Origin of the sequence: Nocardioides sp. LMS-CY (assembly GCF_018732145.1) — a bacterium.
In the GTDB taxonomy this organism is placed as follows: domain Bacteria; phylum Actinomycetota; class Actinomycetes; order Propionibacteriales; family Nocardioidaceae; genus Nocardioides; species Nocardioides soli.
In genome coordinates, this window is sequence record NZ_CP076104.1 from 2,295,515 (window position 1) to 2,312,780 (window position 17,266).

Sequence of the window (17,266 nt, forward strand, 5' to 3'; positions counted from 1 at the left end):
GTCGCACCTCAACCACCGTCGCCGGGATCACGGTGGTTGAGGAAGGCGCGCTAGCGCCTGTCTCGAAACCACCTGTCCCACGCGTGGCACGTGACTGTCGGCGCTAGCTCGGGTCGTGGTGGTGGTTTCGAGGCTCCTCGCTGGCGCTCGTCGCACCTCAACCACCGTCGCCGGGATCACGGTGGTTGAGGAAGGCGCGCTAGCGCCTGTCTCGAAACCACCCCTCCACAGACATCGGCATTGGGTGTGGACGAGCACGCCGAATCGTGACCTGTTCGTGACTCAGACCCCTGTGGAATAAGGGGATTCAGGACCTTGAGTGTCGGTGGCGGGTGCTTGAGTGGTGGGCATGACAGCACAGGCCACGCCGCGACACCGGGTGTCGACGACGACCGCGCAGATGCGCGACCTCGCCGACGCGGTGGCCGATGCGTCGGTGTGGTCCATGGACCCCGCGGAGGCCGGCGCGACGCTGGTCGAGCTGACCCGGCTGGCGGCCCAGGTCGCCGAGCTGCAGGCCCGGGTGGCCGCGCACGCCGGCACGATCCACGTCGGCGAAGAGGTGGGGGCGTCCAGTGCGGCGAACTGGCTGGCCCACCAGACCAAGACCACCCGGGCGGCGGCGTACGGTGCGGTGCGGCTCGGCCACGACCTCGAGGCCCACGCGTCGACCCGGGAGGCGCTGGCGGCCGGGGAGATCTGCGTCGAGCGGGCGCGGGTGGTGGTCCGGTGGGTCGACCGGCTCCCCGCCGACCTCGGGGCGGAGGCCCTGGGCAAGGCGGAGGCGCACCTGGTCGCGGAGGCGCGGCGCCACGACGCGAAGGCGCTGGGGCGGCTGGGGCGGTGGCTGTGGGAGGTCATCGGCCCCGACGAGGCCGACGCCCACGAAGCCCAGATCCTGCAACGCCAGGAGGCGGCCGCGCTGCGGGCCTGCTCGCTGACGATGGTCGACGACGGCGACGGCACCACCCGTGGCCGGTTCACGCTGCCGACCTACCACGCCGCCGCACTCAAGAAGATGCTCATGGCGCTGGCCGCCCCGAAGCACGTGGCGGCGACCCAGGGCCCCGGCATCGAGCGCCGGCCCGGACCCGAGGCACTCGGCCGGGCGCTGTGCGAGCTGATCGAGCGCTACCCGGTCGACCGGCTGCCGACCACCGGCGGGGTGAACGCCACCGTCGTGGTGGTCATCGACGAAGACACCCTCACCGGACACCTCGAGAAGGCCGGCGTCCTCGACACCGGTGACCGCATCAGCTCCGCCATGGCGCGGCGACTCGCGTGCGAGGCCTCGATCATCCCCGCCGTCCTCGGCAGCGCTTCGGTCCCGCTGGACCTGGGTAGGCGGAGCCGGTACCACACCGAGCATCAGCGGATCGCGATGTTCCTGCGCGACCGAGGCTGCCGCGCCGAGGGCTGCGACCGCACGGCCGGACTCCACGCCCACCACCAACAGCACTGGACCGACGGAGGCCACACCAACCTCGACGACGGCGCATCTCTGTGCGCCTGGCACCACACCCTCATCCACGACCCGGCCTACGTGACGACGTACCTCCCCACCGGGAAGGTTCAGTTCCACCGACGCACGTGACGGGTGGAGCCCTCGCGACGACCGGGAAGCGCGGCCAACCTGCCCGAGAAATTCGTGCCGGGTCGGCGTCGTGGGCGTGTCGTCGCCGAAATGCGGATGGTGCTTGCCTACTGTCTTCAACACGGCGAGGTTGACATAACTATAACCCTCAGGCTGAGGGTCAGAGTTGAGGAACACGCCGGACGAGCTTCCCCGGGCCGCGAAGGTCCGCCAGCAGCACCAGACCAGCGCACCATCCGAACGAGCAGCGAAGGGCGAACCTGCCGTGGCAGCAGCACAGAACTACCTGGCCATCATCAAGGTCGTGGGCATCGGTGGTGGTGGTGTCAACGCCGTCAACCGGATGATCGAGGTCGGCCTCAAGGGCGTCGAGTTCATCGCGATCAACACCGACGCCCAGGCCCTCCTGATGAGCGACGCCGACGTCAAGCTCGACATCGGCCGCGAGCTCACCCGTGGCCTCGGCGCCGGCGCCAACCCCGAGGTGGGGGCGAAGGCGGCCGAGGACCACGCCGACGAGATCGAAGAGGTCATCAAGGGCGCCGACATGGTCTTCGTGACCGCCGGCGAGGGCGGCGGCACCGGCACCGGCGGCGCGCCGGTGGTGGCGCGGATCGCCCGCTCGCTGGGCGCGCTGACGATCGGCGTCGTGACCCGGCCGTTCGCCTTCGAGGGTCGCCGCCGGGCCAACTCCGCCGAGGAGGGCATCGCGCAGCTGCGCGAGGAGGTCGACACCCTCATCGTGATCCCGAACGACCGGCTGCTGTCGATCAGCGACCGCAATGTGTCGGTGCTCGACGCCTTCAAGCAGGCCGACCAGGTGCTGCTCCAGGGTGTCTCGGGCATCACCGACCTGATCACCACGCCGGGCCTGATCAACCTCGATTTCGCCGACGTGAAGTCCGTCATGTCCAACGCCGGCTCCGCGCTGATGGGCATCGGCTCGGCCCGGGGCGACGACCGATCGGTGGCGGCCGCCGAGATGGCGGTCTCCAGCCCGCTGCTCGAGGCCAGCATCGACGGAGCCCACGGCGTGCTCCTCTCGATCGCCGGCGGCTCCGACCTCGGCCTCTTCGAGATCAACGAGGCGGCGGCGCTGGTCGCGCAGGCCGTGCACCCCGAGGCCAACATCATCTTCGGCGCCACCATCGACGACGCGCTCGGTGACGAGGTCCGGGTGACCGTGATCGCGGCCGGCTTCGACGGCGGTCAGCCGAAGCGGCGCGACGAGGGGGCCGTCCTGCGGCGCGACGCCCGACCGCAGCAGACCCAGGCCGAGACCCGGGCCGCGGCCCAGGCGGTCGCGACCAAGCAGTCCGAGGCCGCGCCCGCGAGGCCCGCGGAGCCGGTCAGTGCCCCGTCCCAGCCGGCCCCCCGCCCGGTGCCCACCCAGGTGCAGTTCGACGACGACGACCTGGACGTGCCCGACTTCCTGAAGTAGCGGCTTGTACTTCCATCGCGACACCGACGGCCCCGTCGACCTGGCCTTCACGGACCGGTACGGCGGGGTCAGCGGTGTGCCCTTCGACGAGCTCAACCTGGCGATCGACGGCGACGACCCCGAGCCGGACCGCGCCGAGAACCTGCGGCTGCTGCTCGGGGACTTCGCGCCCGGCGACGAGCTCGCCGACCTCCGCCAGGTGCACGGGTGCGACGTCGTGTCGGTCGGGGGAGAGCGCGTGGAGCGGGCCGAGGCCGACGGGCTGGTCACCGCCCGCGTCGGAGTCGTGCTGATGGTGCGGGCCGCCGACTGCGTGCCGGTGCTGCTCGCCGACGCCGCCGCGGGCGTCGTCGGCGCGGCGCACGCCGGCCGGCCGGGGGTCGCCGCGGGCGTCGTACCTGCCACCGTGGCCCGGATGCGCGATCTCGGTGCGCGCCAGATCACCGCGTGGGTGGGTCCGCACGTGTGCGGCGCCTGCTACGAGGTGCCCGCCGACCTCCAGGCCGACGTCGGGGCGGTGGAGCCGTCCAGCGTCGCGACCACGTCGTGGGGTACGCCGTCGCTCGACCTCGGCGCGGGCGTCCGCGCGCAGCTCGAGCGCGCCGGCGTACGGGTCGTCGACGTCGCTCGCTGCACCCGCGAGTCGACCGACCTCTACTCCTACCGTCGCGACGGTAGGAGCGCCGGCCGGCATGCCGGCCTGATCCGCCGGAGGGCGTCATGAGCGCCCGGCGCGACGAGCTCGCCGCCAACCTCGTGACGGTGCGCGGGCGGATCGCCGCCGCGTGCACCGACGCCGGCCGCGACCCCGCCGAGGTGCGGCTGGTGGTGGTCACCAAGTTCTTCCCGGCCGCCGACGTGCGGCTGCTCGCCGAACTCGGCGTCACCGACGTGGGTGAGAATCGTCACCAGGAGGCCGAGGCCAAGGCCGCCGAGTGCGCCGACCTCGGGCTCACCTGGCACTTCATCGGCGGGCTCCAGAGCAACAAGGCGGCGGCGGTCGCGGCGTACGCCGGCGTCGTGGAGTCGGTCGACCGGCGCAAGCTGGTCGCGCCGCTCGCCCGCGGGGCGGGGGAGCGGCCGGTCGACGTGCTGCTCCAGGTCAGCCTCGACCCGCCGGGACGCGCGGGGCGGGCGGGCGTCGACCCGGCCGAGCTGCCGGCGCTGGCAGTCGCGGTGGCGGAGGCGGAGCCGCTCCGGCTGCGCGGCCTGATGGCGGTGGCGCCGCTCGGGGAGGACCCGCGGCCCGCGTTCGAGCGGCTCGCGGCGATCCGGGCCGACTTCGTCGCCGAGCACCCCGATGCGACCTGGCTCTCGGCCGGGATGAGCGGCGACCTGGAGCACGCCGTCCGCGCCGGGGCGACACACGTACGGATAGGGTCCGCGGTCCTCGGTTCGAGGCCTCGGCTCAAGTAGGGTCCCAATCACCACAAGTGCGTCCCCGAGGGGATGCGGAGTTCCGGAGGACGACAGTCATGAGCGGCGCGATGCGCAGGATCGGCGAGTACCTCGGCCTGCTCGAGGACACCGGACGCTACGACGAGGAGTACGGCTCCTACGACGAGTACGAGACCCAGGAGACCGCGCCGGTCGCCGCGCGCAAGCGGGAGACCCGCCCCGCGCCGGTCTCCGACCTGGCCGAACGCCGTCGTTCGGCGGGGGCCTCCAGCGCCCCGGCCGGTGGTCCGACCGGTGTCGTCGCCGAGCTGTCCCGCATCACCACGCTGCACCCGCGCACCTACAACGAGGCGCGCACCGTCGGCGAGAACTTCCGCGAGGGCACGCCGGTCATCATGAACCTCTCCGAGATGGACGACTCCGACGCCAAGCGCCTGGTCGACTTCGCGGCGGGCCTGGTCTTTGCGACCCGTGGCACCATCGAGCGCATCACCAACAAGGTGTTCCTGCTCTCGCCGCCGAACGTGTCGGTGGCCGCTGAGGACAAGCAGCGGATCGTCGAGGGCGGATTCTTCAACCAGAGCTGAACCACTACCAGAGCTGAACCAGGGCTAGGACACGTCGTACGTTGCAAACCGTTGGTCTGATCATCCAGGTCGTGCTGTGGGTGTTCATCGCGCTCCTGTGGGTGCGCTTCGTCGTCGACTGGGTGCAGATCTTCGCCCGGCAGTGGACGCCGCGCGGCGCGCTGCTGGTGGGGCTCGAGGGCGTCTACTCCGCGACCGACCCGCCGATCAAGGCGCTGCGCCGGGTGATCCCGCCGCTGCGGCTGGGCAGCATCGCGCTCGACCTCAGCTTCCTGATCGTGATGATCGGGGCGTACGTCCTGCTCTCGCTCAACGGGCGACTCCTGCTGAGCTGAATCAAGCGCGGTGCTGGCTGACTCCGAGACCGGTGCAAGCGCTATTGTTCGACCGACAGTAACTCTGACGAGAATGAATGGGTGAGGTCATGCCGCTGACGCCTGAGGACGTGAGCAACAAGCGCTTTACTCCCGTCCGGCTCCGCGAGGGCTACGACATGGGCGAGGTCGACCAGTTCCTCGATGAGGTGGAGGCCGAGCTGGCGCGACTCACGAAGGAGAACGACGACCTCAGGTCGAAGCTCGCCACGGCGCAGTCCGGCGCCCCGGCGCCCGCGCCGGTGGTCGAGGAGAGGCCGGCTCCCGAGCCGACCCCGGAGCCGACGCCGACCCCGGCGCCCGAGCCCGTCGTGGCCGCCAGCCCGGTGGCCGCGAGTCCGGTGGAGACGCTGCGCGTCGAGACGGTGCCGGAGGCCTCCAACGCCGCGGCGCGGCTGCTGGAGATCGCCACCCGCAACGCCGACGAGCTGGTCGAGGACGCCAAGAACGAGGCCGACAAGATCATCGCCGAGGCCCGCACCAAGGCCGAGCGTCTCGACGTCGAGTCCCGCACCAAGGCCGACCGCCTCGAGGCGGACGCCCGCACCCGCGCTCAGATGCTGGACTCGGAGACGGCCGAGCGTCGTCGCCAGATGTTCGGCGAGCTCGAGACCGAGCGGGACAAGCTCAACTCCGAGGTCGAGCGGCTGCGTTCCTTCGAGCGTGAGTACCGCTCGCGCCTGAAGAGCTACTTCAGCCAGCAGCTCGAGGCCCTCAACACCGGCGGCTCCGAGGCCCCGTCGTCCTCCGGCGAGGAGACGCCCGCCCCGAAGCGGCTGCGGTCGATCCTGGGCGAGGACGACGCCTGATCTCGCGCTGATCTCTCACGGAGCGCAGCTCCACCGACACCGGCCGGTCCCACGGGACCGGCCGGTGTCGTGCTTCCCGGAGCGTCGGGTTGAGGGGGTACCGGCGCTCGGCTACCCTCCCTGCACCACTGTGGCACGACGCACAGGCGCCCCAACGGCCGAGGAGGCCCGCTGATGGCTCGCAGCACCAGGAAGTCGATCGCCGGACAGGCGGCGGCAGCGGCCCGCAAGGTGGTCGCGCGCAAGGCGCCCGCCACGAAGGGGACCGGGTCGGCACCGGTGAAGAAGACGGCGGCCAAGAAGGCCACGCCCGCAAAGAAGGCGGCCCCGGTCAAGAAGGCGGCCCCGGCGAAAAAGGCCGCTCCGGTCAAGAAGGCCGCTCCGGTCAAGAAGGCGGCCCCGGCGAAGAAGGCCGCCCCGGTCAAGAAGGCCGCCCCGGTCAAGAAGGCCGCCCCGGTCAAGAAGGCCGCCCCGGTCAAGAAGGCCGCCCCGGTCAAGAAGGCCGCCCCGGCGAAGAAGGCGGCCCCGGTCAAGAAGGCGGCCCCGGTCAAGAAGGCGGCCCCGGTCAAGAAGGCGGCCCCGGTCAAGAAGGCGGCCCCGGTCAAGAAGGCCGCCCCGGTCAAGAAGGCCGCCCCGGTCAAGAAGGCCGCCCCGGTCAAGAAGGCCGCCCCGGTCAAGAAGGCCGCCCCGGTCAAGAAGGCCGCCCCGGTCAAGAAGGCCGCCCCGGTCAAGAAGGCCGCCCCGACCAAGAAGGCCGCCCCGACCAAGAAGGCCGCCCCGATCAAGAAGACAGCCCCGACCAAGAAGGCGGCACCCGTGAAGAAGGCCGCACCGGCAGCCCAGACCGCGCCCGCCAAGGTGGCGGCCAAGAAGACGGCCACCAAGTCGGCCACCAAGTCGGCCGCGTCGCGGAAGACGGTCGCGCCGAGTTCGCTGGTCGTCCAGCCGGGGGAGTCCGCCTGGACCAAGGCGGAGCTCAAGGAGGTGCTCGACGAGCTCCACGAGCAGCGCCGGCACAGCCTCGAGATCGTGGAGGGCCTCGACGACGAGCTCAACGGCCTGATGCGCGACTCCGGCGACGGGGCCGGACAGGACCAGGCCGACGTGGGTGCCAGCACGTTCGAACGCGACCACGAGCTCGCGGTGCTCAGCAGCGAGCGTGACAAGCTCGCCCAGATCGACCGGGCGCTGGCGCGGATCGACGACGGCACGTACGGCGTGTGCGAGTCCTGCGGCAACCCGATCGGCAAGATGCGGCTGATGGCCTTCCCCCGTGCGACACTGTGCATGACATGCAAGCAGCGCGAGGAGCGTCGCTGACCGGCGACCACGAGGAACATCCACCGGCCCGATCCCGCACCTCGCGCGCCCGCCTGCTCACCGTCTTCGGACTGATCGCGGCCACGGCGTACGCCGTCGACGTGATCACCAAGAACCTCGCGGTCGACCGGCTGACGGGGCGCCCGGACGTCGAGGTGGTCGGCGACCTCCTCGTGCTCCACCTGGTGCGCAACCCCGGCGCGGCGTTCAGCACCGGCACCGGATTCACCGAGGTGTTCAGCGTGCTGGCCAGCGTGGCCGTGGTCGTGATCCTGTGGTTCGCCCGGAAGGTCGGCAGCCTGGTCTGGGCGGTGGCGCTGGGCTTCCTCCTCGCCGGGGTCGCCGGCAACCTGACCGACCGTCTGCTGCGTGAGCCGGGGCCGCTGCGCGGCCACGTCATCGACTTCTTCATGCTCCCGAACTGGCCGGTGTTCAACGTCGCCGACATCTGCATCAACGTCGCCGCGGGACTGATCCTCGTGCAGGTCTTCCGGGGCGTGCACCTCGACGGGCGGCGTGAGGAGCGCAAGGACTCCGGCGACCGGACCGGGGAGGACGACGTCCGCGCGGAGTCCGCGGAGTGAACGCCGACCACCGGATCCTGCCGGTCCCCGAGGGGCTCGCCGGGGAGCGGGTCGACGCCGCCATGGCGCGGCTCTTCGGCCTCTCCCGCACCCGCGCCGCGGACCTGATCGCGGCCGGTCACGTGGAGCTCGACGGCACCGCGGTCGCGAAGAGCGACCGGGTGCTCCCGGGCGCGATCCTCGACGTCACGATCCCCGTCGAGGCCGACCCGCTCGAGGTGGTGCCCGAGATCGTCGAGGGGATCAAGATCATCCACGACGACGACTCCATCGTCGTGATCGACAAGCCCGTCGGCGTCGCCGTCCACCCCTCGCCGGGCTGGACCGGCCAGACCGTGGTCGGCCACCTGGCCGGTGCCGGCTTCCGGATCGCCACCAGCGGTGCGTCGGAGCGCCAGGGCATCGTGCAGCGGCTCGACGTCGGCACCTCCGGCGTGATGGTGATCTGCAAGTCCGAGCGTGCGTACTCCGTGCTCAAGAACGCCTTCCGCAACCGCACCGTCGACAAGACCTACCACGCGCTGGTGCAGGGCCACCCGGACCCGCTCGAGGGCACCGTCGACGCCCCGATCGGGCGGCATCCCAAGGCGGACTACAAGTTCGCGGTGATGGCCGACGGCCGGCACAGCGTCACCCACTACGAGACGCTGGAGGCGCACCGCTTCGCGAGCCTGCTCCAGATCCACCTCGAGACCGGGCGCACCCACCAGATCCGGGTGCACATGGCGGCCCTGAAGCACCCCTGCGTGGGCGACCTGACCTACGGGGCCGATCCGACGCTCGCCCGACGCTGCGGGCTGGAGCGGCAGTGGCTGCACGCCGTACGCCTCGGCTTCGAGCACCCGGAGTCGGGGGAGTACGTCGAGTACGAGTCGACCTACCCCGACGACCTGGCGCACGCGCTCGAGGTGATCCGGGATGCCCACTGACCCGGAGCTGACCCTGCGCCGGGCCGAGCCGGAGGACGCCGAGGCGCTCGCCGACCTCTACTCCGCCGCCCGGGTCGCGGCGGTGCCGCAGATGCCACCGGCGCTGCACACGAACGCCGAGGACCGGCAGTGGATGGCCGGGCAGCTGGCGCGCGTCGACCACGAGGGTTGGCTGGCCGAGCACGACGGGAGGGTGATCGGCTACGCGCTGATCACGCCGACCTGGCTCGACCATCTCTTCGTGCATCCCGAGCACCTGGGCTCGGGCACCGGGTCGGTGCTGCTCGACCTCGTGAAGTCGCTGCGTCCCGACGGGTTCGCGCTGTGGGTCTTCGAGAGCAACGAGGGCGCGCGGCGGTTCTACGCGCGGCACGGCCTGGTCGAGCTGGAGCGCACCGACGGGTCGGGCAACGAGGAGAGGGCGCCCGACGTCCGGATGGCCTGGCCCGGCGCCGAGCCGCTGCGCTTCTACCGGGGCCTCATCGACGAGGTCGACGAGCAGCTCGGCGACCTGCTCGCCCGTCGGGTCGCGCTCACCCGCGCCGTCCAGCGGATCAAGCACGACACCTCGAGGGACGCCGGGCGCGAGCGTGAGATCGCCGCCGCCCTGGCCCGTCGTGCCCCGGAGCTGGGCGAGGAGCGACTGGCCCGGATCGTGCACACGATCATCACCGAGAGCCTCGAGGCCGCCCGCGAGGGCGGTGTCGGGGCTCACGGTGGTTGAGGTGCGAGCGCAGCGAGCCTCGAAACCCCGACTGTCGGTGCGCCGCCCTAAGGTGTCCCGCGAAGTCACGTAGGCTGGCGTCCTTCCCCCGATCGGCGCCCGGCCTTCTCCGTGGCTCTGGTCCAGCATGCCCGCACAACCGCTAGCCCCGAGGAGTAGCCGACGACGATGGCGAACGGCTCCCAGGACTCCTTCGTCCACCTCCACGTCCACACCGAGTACTCCATGCTCGACGGGGCCTCGCTGCTCGACGGGCTGTTCACGCGCGTGGCCGCGCAGGAGATGCCGGCCATCGCGATGACCGACCACGGCAACCTGCACGGCGCGTTCGACTTCTACTCCAAGGCCCGCAAGTACGGCGTGAAGCCGATCATCGGCATCGAGGCCTACCTCACGCCGGGGACGCCCCGCGGCGAGCGCAAGCGGATCCGCTGGGGCAAGGGGGACACCGCCGAGGAGGGCGGCAAGGACGTCGCCGGTGGCGGCGCCTACACCCACATGACCATGTGGGCCGAGAACACCGCCGGCATGCACAACCTCTTCCGGCTCGCCAGCCTGGCCAGCCTCGAGGGCTACTACTACAAGCCCCGGATGGACCGCGACCTGCTGCAGCGCTACTCCAAGGGCATCATCGCCAGCACCGGTTGCCTCTCCGGCGAGATCCAGACCCGCCTGACGCTCGGGCAGTACGACGAGGCGCTGCGGGCGGCGGGGGAGTTCCAGGACATCTTCGGCAAGGAGAACTTCTACCTGGAGCTGATGGACCACGGTATCGCCGCCGAGCGGGCGACGCGTGAGGACCTGCTCCGAATCGCGAAGACGCTCGACCTGCCGGCGATCGTCACCAACGACACCCACTACACCAACCCCGAGGACGCCGACGGTCAGGACGCCCTCATCTGCGTCGCCTCGGGCAAGCGGCTGGCCGACACCAACCGCCTGAAGTTCGACGGCGGCGGCTACTACATCAAGTCCGCCGCGGAGATGCGCGAGCTGTGGCGCGACTTCCCCGACGCGTGCGACAACACGCTCGCGATCGCGGAACGCTGCGAGGTCGAGTTCGTCGAGTCCACCGGCGGCTACATGGCGCGCGCCGACGTCCCGGCGGGCGAGACCGAGGAGAGCTGGTTCCGCAAGGAGGTGTGGCGGGGCATCGAGGCCCGCTACCCCGGCGACCGACTGACCCAGGAGGTCAAGGACCGCGTCGAGATGGAGCTCGGCATCATCTCGCAGAAGGGCTACTGCGGCTACTACCTCGTGGTCGCCGACTTCATCCAGTGGTCCAAGCGCAACGGCATCCGGGTCGGCCCCGGCCGTGGCTCGGGTGCGGGCTCGATCGCGGCGTACGCGCTCAGCATCACCGACCTCTGCCCGCTCGAGCACGGGCTCTTCTTCGAGCGCTTCCTCAACCCCGAGCGCCCGTCGATGCCCGACTTCGACATCGACTTCGACGACCACCGCCGCGGCGAGGTCATCAAGTACGTCACGGACAAGTACGGCGCCGACCGGGTCGCGCAGATCGCGACCTTCGGCCGGCTGAAGTCCAAGGCGGCGATCAAGGACGCGGCCCGCGTGCTCGACCACGGCTTCGCGATCTCCGACCGGATCACCAAGGCGCTGCCGCCCGACGTCATGGGCAAGGGCGTGCCGCTCAAGGAGATCTTCAACCCCGAGCACAAGCGGTACGGCGAGGGCGGCGAGTTCCGCGCGCTGCACGATCAGGACCCCGACGTCCGCACGATCTACAACACCGCGGTCGGCCTCGAGGGCCAGATCCGCAACTGGGGCGTCCACGCGGCCGGCGTGATCATGTCGAGCGAGCCGCTGCTCGACATCGTGCCGATCATGGCCCGTCCACAGGACGGCGCGATCATCACCCAGTTCGACTACCCGATGTGCGAGTCGCTCGGGCTGGTCAAGATGGACTTCCTCGGCCTGAGCAACCTGCACATCCTCGAGGACGCGGTCGCCAACATCGCGGCCAACCGGGACGAGCAGATCGTCCTCGAGGAGCTCCCATTCGACGACCGGCCCACCTACGAGCTGATGGGCCGCGGCGACACGCTCGGCGTCTTCCAGCTCGATGGTGGTGGCATGCGTGCGCTGCTGCGCTCGATGCAGCCCGACCAGTTCGCCGACATCACCGCCGTCAGCGCGCTCTACCGCCCCGGCCCGATGGGCGCGGACTCGCACAACAAGTACGCGCACCGCAAGAACGGCCGCCAGCCGATCGAGCCGATCCACCCCGCCCTCGCCGAGGCTCTCGAGCCGGTGCTGGGGGAGACCTACGGCCTGATCGTCTACCAGGAGCAGGTCATGGCGATCGCCCAGGTCCTGGCGGGCTTCTCGCTGGGCGCGGCGGACAACATGCGGCGCGCCATGGGCAAGAAGAAGAAGGAGGAGCTCGACAAGCAGTACGCCGGCTTCGAGGCTGGCATGCTCGAGCGCGGCTACCCGCAGGACGCGGTCAAGACGCTGTGGGAGATCCTCGTCCCCTTCGCCGACTACGCGTTCAACAAGTCGCACTCCGCGGCGTACGGCGTCATCACCTACTGGACCGCCTACCTCAAGGCCAACTACCCGGCCGAGTACATGGCCGCCTTGCTCACGTCCGCGCGGGACGACAAGGACAAGATGGCGATCTACCTCAACGAGTGCCGTCGGATGAAGATCCAGGTGCTGCCGCCGGACGTCAACGAGTCGGCCCACGACTTCACCCCGGTCGGCAACGACATCCGCTTCGGCCTGACCGCGATCCGCAACGTCGGCGCCAACGTGGTCGACGGCATCGTGGCCGCGCGCGAGGAGAAGGCGCGCTACGAGCACTTCAACGACTTCCTCAGCAAGGTGCCGGCGAACGTCTGCAACAAGAGGGTCATCGAGTCGCTGATCCTCGCCGGCGCCTTCGACGACATGAAGCACAAGCGGCGGGCGCTCCACCTCGTTCACGAGGAGGCGACCGACCGCTACGTCGGGCTGAAGCGCGAGGACGAGGGGCAGGACTCGCTCTTCGGCGCGGCCGACTCGGTCGACGAGGTCGGCTTCGACGTCAGCATTCCGATCCCGGACATCGACGAGTGGGACAAGACCACGCTGCTCGGGCGGGAGCGCGAGATGCTCGGTCTCTACGTCTCCGACCATCCGCTGCTGGGCCTCGAGCACGTCCTCTCGCAGGGCACCGACTGCACGATCGGGCAGCTGATGCTCGACGAGAGCCGCCCCGACGGCAGCCCGATCGCGGTGTCGGGCCTGGTCACCTCCGTGCAGCGCAAGATCACCAAGCGCGGCGACGCGTGGGCCCTCGTCACGCTCGAGGACCTCGACGGCTCGATCGAGGTGCTGCTCTTCCCGAGCTCATGGCAGCTGTGCGGCCACCTCATCACCGAGGACGCCATCATCACGGTCAAGGGCCGGCTCTCCCGGAGCAAGGACCAGCCCGAGATCATGGGCCAGGAGGTGTCGCTCGTCGACACCACCCGGGGTCCGAGCGGCCCCGTCGTGATCAACCTCCCGCAGACCCGGGTCAACGGCAACGTGGTCGACCACCTCAAGGAGGTGCTGGCCACCCATGCCGGCGTGACCGAGGTCCACCTGCGCCTGCGGATGCGCGAGAAGACCGTCGTGCTCAACCTCGAGCGCCATCGGGTCACGCCGAGCCCCGCCCTGTTCGCCGACCTCAAGCAGCTCCTCGGCCCGGGGTGCCTGGCCGGATGACGCGGCGGCTGGTGGTGCAGCTGGCGCTGGTCGTGGTCGTCCTGGCGCTGGCGGGCGCGCTGGCCGGCGTGGTCTGGGAGTGGATCTGGAGCCCCACGATCGGCGTGGTCGTCGACCACCAGTGGACGGCCGGTGACGCCCTCGGGCTGCAGCACCAGTTCTCCGGCACCGGCTGGTACGTCGTGGTGGCCGTGGTCGCCGGACTGGTCGCCGGCATCGCCGTCACGCTCGTGGCCGACCGGGTCCCGCTGCTCACGCTCGCCGGTGTCGTGGTCGGGTCGGTCGTCGCGGCCTGGCTGATGCTGCAGGTCGGCACGGCCCTCGGGCCGCCCGACCCCGCCACGGCCGCGCGCAGCGCCGCCGACGGCACCCGGCTGCCCGATCACCTCGCGGTCTCCGGTCGGAGCCCGTTCATCGCCTTCCCGGTCGGTGCGCTGCTCGGCCTGGTGCTCGTGTTCATCGGGCTGTCGGCCCGGGTTCCTCCACAGGAGTCGCTGGAGTCGCCGTCGGGCCGGGAGCTCGCCGGATAGGCTGCCCTCCTCTTCGCCGGCATCGGTCGGCGTCCGATCTCATGGGGTTAGCCGATGTCGTACGACACGCCGTCCGGACCGCCGCCCTCGGGCCCGCCGCCGGGTGGACAGGCCGAGACGCTCGACAGCCGAGGCGGTGACCGGCCCCGGGGCCGGGGCCGACGCAGTACCGTGCTCGCGGCCGGGGCCGCCGTCGCGGTCGTGGCCGTCGGCGGTGCCGCATGGGCGACCTTGTCGTTCTTCTCGACGGGCGACCAGCCGGCCGAGGCGCTGCCCGCCTCGACGCTCGGCTACGCCAGCATCGACCTCGACCCGAGCGGCGGGCAGAAGATCGCCGCGCTGCGTGCGCTGTCGAAGTTCCCGGCGTTCGACGACGTCGTGGGCCTCGACGCCGACGACGACGTCCGCCGGTGGATCTTCGACGAGATCCAGGGCGAGACCGAGTGCGAGGCGCTCGACTACGACGACGACGTCGCCCCGTGGCTCGGCGACCGGTTCGCGGTGGCCGCCGTCGATGCCGGCGGCGATCTGCCCGCGCCGGTCTTCGTGCTCCAGGTGAGCGATGACGACGCCGCCGACGCGGGCCTCCAGGCGATCCGCGAGTGCGCGGGCGGCGACTCGGTCGAGGGCGCCTGGTCGATCCGCGACGGCTGGGCGTTGATCGGCGAGACCCAGCAGATCGTCGACGATGCCGCCGCCGATGCCGCCGAGGCGTCGCTGGCGGACGACGACGACTTCCAGCACTGGACCAGCGAGGCGGGTGACTCGGGCATCGTGTCGCTGTACGCCGCGCCCGAGGTGGGTGCGCTGCTCGCCGATGAGCTCGGCGGGGTGGGCGACGACCTCGGCCTGGCACCCGAGGAGGTCGTGCCCGAGGAGAGCATCGAGCTGCTGAAGGAGTTCCGCGGCGCCGCGGCCACGATCCGCTTCGACGACGGTGGTCTGGAGCTGGAGATGGCGGCCGACGCCGGGGCCACGGGCAGCATGGCCGACGGTGACGCCGCCGGCGACCTCGTGGCGTCCCTGCCGGAGGGCACCGTGGCGGCGCTGGGCCTCAGCCTCGGTGACGGCTGGGCCGACGAGCTGCTCGACCAGATCGCGGAGGCGACCGGAGAGTCGACCGACGAGCTCGTCGCGCAGGCGAGCGAGGTGCTCGGGATCGATCTGCCCCAGGACGCGGAGACCCTGGCCGGTTCGGCGATCGCGCTGGCCGTCGACGGCGACTTCGACCCGGAGTCGTGGTTCGGGGGCGCGGCGGAGCCGGGGTCCGGGATCGGCGTGAAGATCCTCGGCGACCCCGACGGCGTCGAGGACGTGCTCGACAAGCTCCGCGCCGCGGCCGCGGGTCAGGACGCCGGCTTCCTGGACAGCGACGCCGATGACGAGGCGGTCGCCCTCGGGCCGGACGCCGACTACCGCGCAAAGCTGCTCTCCGACCGGGGGCTCGGCGGCACCGACTCCTTCGAGCGCGTCGTCGAGCACCACGACGACGCCGCGGTCGTCCTCTTCGTCGACTTCGACGCAGGCGACGACTGGCTGGTGAAGCTCGCCGGCGACGATCAGGACGTGCGGGAGAACCTCGAGCCGCTCGAGGGCCTCGGCATGAGCGCCTGGCTCGACGGCGACACGAGCCACGCCGTGCTCAAGATCACGACCGACTGATCGGGGCCACGACCGCCCCGGTCGCGGTCACCAGGTCGGCCGGCGCGATCTCGAGGTCGAGACCGCGCCGGCCGGCGGAGACGAAGACCGTGTCGAAGCTGGTCGCGGTGTCGTCGAGCACTGTCGGGTGCCGGCGCTTCTGCCCGACGGGGGAGATGCCGCCCGCGACGTACCCGGTCGCGCGCTCGGCCGCGGCCACCTCGGCCATCAGGGCCTTGCTACCGCCCAGGGCGCGGGCCAGGCCCTTGAGGTCGAGCTGGCCGGACACGGGCACGATGCCGACCGTCAGCGCTCCGTCGAGACTGACCATCAGCGTCTTGAGGACCCGGTCCGGGTCGAGGCCGAGCGCCTCCGCGGCCTCGAGTCCGTAGGAGGTCGCGCGGGGGTCGTGGTGGTACTCGTGCAGGGTGAACGCGATGCCGGCCTTCGTCAGCGCGACGGTGGCGGGGGTGCCGCCGGTGCTCTTCTTCTTGGCCACGAGTTGGTCTCCTGGGTCGGCGCCGCTGGGTGGTCTCCTGGGTCGGCGCCGACTCTCGGCTCACTGGATTTCGACGCGCCCGTCGCGACCTCGTTCCTCGGTCGCGGGGCTTGCTCAATCTGCGCCAGCCACGGGCGGCGCTCGTTCCTCGCGCCACCCTGCTGGCTTGCTCAATCTGCGCCAGCCACGGGCGGCGCTCGTTCCTCGCGCCACCCTGCTGGCTTGCTCAATCTGCGCCAGCCACGGGCGGCGCTCGTTCCTCGCGCCACCCTGCTGGCTTGCTCAATCTTCGCTCACCACGCGCCCACGCTCGTTCCTCGCGTGCGCGCTGTTCGCTCAATTGGGCGACCACCGGGTGCGGGCCACCTCGGTGGCCGGCAGCGACGGGATGACGTTCATGGCGCGCAGCTCGGTGCGTAGCAGGTCGGTGAGCAGCACCAGACGTTCGGTGGCGTCCTCGGCCTCCAGCAGCGACTGCCGCTCCGACATCGGCAGCGGGGCGATGGCGGCCAGGGTCCAGGAGAGGTAGGTCGGGTCGCGGGGGAGGGTGCCCTCGTACGGGTCGCTGCGCAGGTCGGCCAGCGCCGCACGGTAGGCGACGAACGCCGCGCGGGCACGCTCGAGCACCTCCGTCGGGACGTCCGCGCCGCTGTCGGGCCGATCCACGACGTGACCCACCGGGAAGGTGCCCCCGGTCTCGAGCCGCTGGAGTTCGATGCGCTCCATGCCGACCGCCACGATGTCGAAGCTGCCGTCGGCGTTGCTCTCGACGTCGGTGAGCTGGAGCCGGCAGCCGACCCGGTAGAGCGACTGCGCCCCGTGCTCGCCGACCTCGTACCCCTCCCGGATGCCGACCGACCCGAACAGCCGGGCGGCGGGATCCGCGACCCGCAGCAGCTCGTGCACCAGGGCGCGGTAGCGGTCCTCGAAGACGTGCAACGGCACGCTGAGACCCGGGAAGAGGACCGCGTTCAGCGGGAACATCGGCAGCGTGTCGGCCACGGTCTCAACGTAGTCGGTCATCGCGGTGGTGGTTTCGAGGCTCGCTGGCGCTCGCACCTCAACCACCGGCTTCGCTGGATGAGGTGCGAAGGCGCGCCAGCGCCTGTGGAGAGCCGGTTG

The 17,266-nt window shown here is 71.2% G+C and carries 16 protein-coding genes; 14 read left to right on the plus strand and 2 right to left on the minus strand.

Features of this window, described 5'->3' with window-relative positions; all coding sequences use genetic code 11:
• Positions 1–349 precede the first annotated feature (349 nt).
• The 14 genes from KM427_RS11115 (at position 350) to KM427_RS11180 (ending at position 15,666) form a co-directional block, all read left to right on the plus strand.
• Positions 350–1,594, plus strand: a complete 1,245-nt coding sequence (locus tag KM427_RS11115) for an HNH endonuclease signature motif containing protein (protein ID WP_215527218.1) — start codon at positions 350–352, stop codon at positions 1,592–1,594.
• A gap of 265 nt (positions 1,595–1,859) precedes the next feature.
• The gene (gene ftsZ, locus KM427_RS11120) at positions 1,860–3,035 is read left to right on the plus strand and encodes a cell division protein FtsZ (RefSeq protein ID WP_215527219.1); all 1,176 of its coding nucleotides are present in this window, start codon (positions 1,860–1,862) and stop codon (positions 3,033–3,035) included.
• Between the two features lie 4 nt (positions 3,036–3,039).
• Complete coding sequence (gene pgeF / locus KM427_RS11125) at positions 3,040–3,759, plus strand: peptidoglycan editing factor PgeF (protein WP_215527220.1); 720 nt, start codon at positions 3,040–3,042, stop codon at positions 3,757–3,759.
• The gene (locus KM427_RS11130; RefSeq protein ID WP_215527221.1) at positions 3,756–4,451 is read left to right on the plus strand and encodes a YggS family pyridoxal phosphate-dependent enzyme; all 696 of its coding nucleotides are present in this window, start codon (positions 3,756–3,758) and stop codon (positions 4,449–4,451) included. Before pgeF ends, KM427_RS11130 begins: the two co-directional genes overlap by 4 nt.
• 59 nt (positions 4,452–4,510) lie before the next feature.
• Positions 4,511–5,020 carry a cell division protein SepF gene (locus tag KM427_RS11135; protein WP_183590366.1) on the plus strand — a complete coding sequence of 170 codons (510 nt, stop codon included), beginning with the start codon at positions 4,511–4,513 and terminating at the stop codon, positions 5,018–5,020.
• A gap of 71 nt (positions 5,021–5,091) precedes the next feature.
• Positions 5,092–5,355, plus strand: a complete 264-nt coding sequence (locus KM427_RS11140) for a YggT family protein (protein ID WP_252275280.1) — start codon at positions 5,092–5,094, stop codon at positions 5,353–5,355.
• Positions 5,356–5,444: 89 nt separating this feature from the next.
• The gene (locus KM427_RS25710; protein ID WP_183592125.1) at positions 5,445–6,203 is read left to right on the plus strand and encodes a DivIVA domain-containing protein; all 759 of its coding nucleotides are present in this window, start codon (positions 5,445–5,447) and stop codon (positions 6,201–6,203) included.
• A 174-nt stretch (positions 6,204–6,377) separates the two neighbouring features.
• A complete protein-coding gene (locus KM427_RS25715; protein ID WP_286674384.1) occupies positions 6,378–7,523 on the plus strand; it encodes a TraR/DksA family transcriptional regulator in 1,146 nt (381 codons plus the stop codon).
• Positions 7,496–8,107, plus strand: coding sequence for a signal peptidase II (gene lspA / locus KM427_RS11155; RefSeq protein ID WP_183590363.1), 612 nt, complete (start codon positions 7,496–7,498; stop codon positions 8,105–8,107). The genes KM427_RS25715 and lspA overlap by 28 nt, the downstream gene beginning before the upstream one ends.
• Before the next feature lie 62 nt (positions 8,108–8,169).
• Positions 8,170–9,036 carry an RluA family pseudouridine synthase gene (locus KM427_RS11160; protein WP_246390049.1) on the plus strand — a complete coding sequence of 289 codons (867 nt, stop codon included), beginning with the start codon at positions 8,170–8,172 and terminating at the stop codon, positions 9,034–9,036.
• A complete protein-coding gene (locus tag KM427_RS11165; RefSeq protein WP_215527222.1) occupies positions 9,026–9,760 on the plus strand; it encodes a GNAT family N-acetyltransferase in 735 nt (244 codons plus the stop codon). Before KM427_RS11160 ends, KM427_RS11165 begins: the two co-directional genes overlap by 11 nt.
• A 168-nt stretch (positions 9,761–9,928) precedes the next feature.
• Positions 9,929–13,474 (plus strand): DNA polymerase III subunit alpha, encoded by a 3,546-nt coding sequence (dnaE, locus tag KM427_RS11170; protein ID WP_215527223.1) that lies wholly within the window; start codon positions 9,929–9,931, stop codon positions 13,472–13,474.
• The gene (locus tag KM427_RS11175; protein WP_183590359.1) at positions 13,471–14,004 is read left to right on the plus strand and encodes a hypothetical protein; all 534 of its coding nucleotides are present in this window, start codon (positions 13,471–13,473) and stop codon (positions 14,002–14,004) included. The genes dnaE and KM427_RS11175 overlap by 4 nt, the downstream gene beginning before the upstream one ends.
• A 54-nt stretch (positions 14,005–14,058) precedes the next feature.
• Positions 14,059–15,666, plus strand: a complete 1,608-nt coding sequence (locus tag KM427_RS11180) for a DUF3352 domain-containing protein (RefSeq protein WP_183590358.1) — start codon at positions 14,059–14,061, stop codon at positions 15,664–15,666.
• Here KM427_RS11180 and ybaK read toward each other — a convergent pair.
• Together ybaK and KM427_RS11190 are read right to left on the minus strand one after the other, a co-directional pair.
• Positions 15,653–16,144, minus strand: a complete 492-nt coding sequence (ybaK, locus tag KM427_RS11185) for a Cys-tRNA(Pro) deacylase (protein ID WP_215527224.1) — start codon at positions 16,142–16,144, stop codon at positions 15,653–15,655. The genes KM427_RS11180 and ybaK overlap by 14 nt on opposite strands.
• Positions 16,145–16,480: 336 nt before the next feature.
• Positions 16,481–17,167, minus strand: a complete 687-nt coding sequence (locus KM427_RS11190; protein WP_252275282.1) for an LON peptidase substrate-binding domain-containing protein — start codon at positions 17,165–17,167, stop codon at positions 16,481–16,483.
• Between the last annotated feature and the right edge of the window lie 99 nt (positions 17,168–17,266).

Excerpts from the sequence above, each read along its gene's own strand:
- KM427_RS11115 (WP_215527218.1), top strand. The coding sequence starts at position 350 with ATGACAGCACAGGCCACGCCGCGACACCGGGTGTCGACGACGACCGCG.
- KM427_RS11130 (WP_215527221.1), top strand. The coding sequence starts at position 3,756 with ATGAGCGCCCGGCGCGACGAGCTCGCCGCCAACCTCGTGACGGTGCGC.
- KM427_RS11135 (WP_183590366.1), top strand. The coding sequence starts at position 4,511 with ATGAGCGGCGCGATGCGCAGGATCGGCGAGTACCTCGGCCTGCTCGAG.
- KM427_RS25710 (WP_183592125.1), top strand. The coding sequence starts at position 5,445 with ATGCCGCTGACGCCTGAGGACGTGAGCAACAAGCGCTTTACTCCCGTC.
- KM427_RS25715 (WP_286674384.1), top strand. The coding sequence starts at position 6,378 with ATGGCTCGCAGCACCAGGAAGTCGATCGCCGGACAGGCGGCGGCAGCG.
- lspA (WP_183590363.1), top strand. The coding sequence starts at position 7,496 with ATGCAAGCAGCGCGAGGAGCGTCGCTGACCGGCGACCACGAGGAACAT.
- KM427_RS11160 (WP_246390049.1), top strand. The coding sequence starts at position 8,170 with ATGGCGCGGCTCTTCGGCCTCTCCCGCACCCGCGCCGCGGACCTGATC.
- KM427_RS11165 (WP_215527222.1), top strand. The coding sequence starts at position 9,026 with ATGCCCACTGACCCGGAGCTGACCCTGCGCCGGGCCGAGCCGGAGGAC.
- dnaE (WP_215527223.1), top strand. The coding sequence starts at position 9,929 with ATGGCGAACGGCTCCCAGGACTCCTTCGTCCACCTCCACGTCCACACC.
- KM427_RS11175 (WP_183590359.1), top strand. The coding sequence starts at position 13,471 with ATGACGCGGCGGCTGGTGGTGCAGCTGGCGCTGGTCGTGGTCGTCCTG.
- KM427_RS11180 (WP_183590358.1), top strand. The coding sequence starts at position 14,059 with ATGTCGTACGACACGCCGTCCGGACCGCCGCCCTCGGGCCCGCCGCCG.
- KM427_RS11190 (WP_252275282.1), bottom strand. The coding sequence starts at position 17,167 with ATGACCGACTACGTTGAGACCGTGGCCGACACGCTGCCGATGTTCCCG.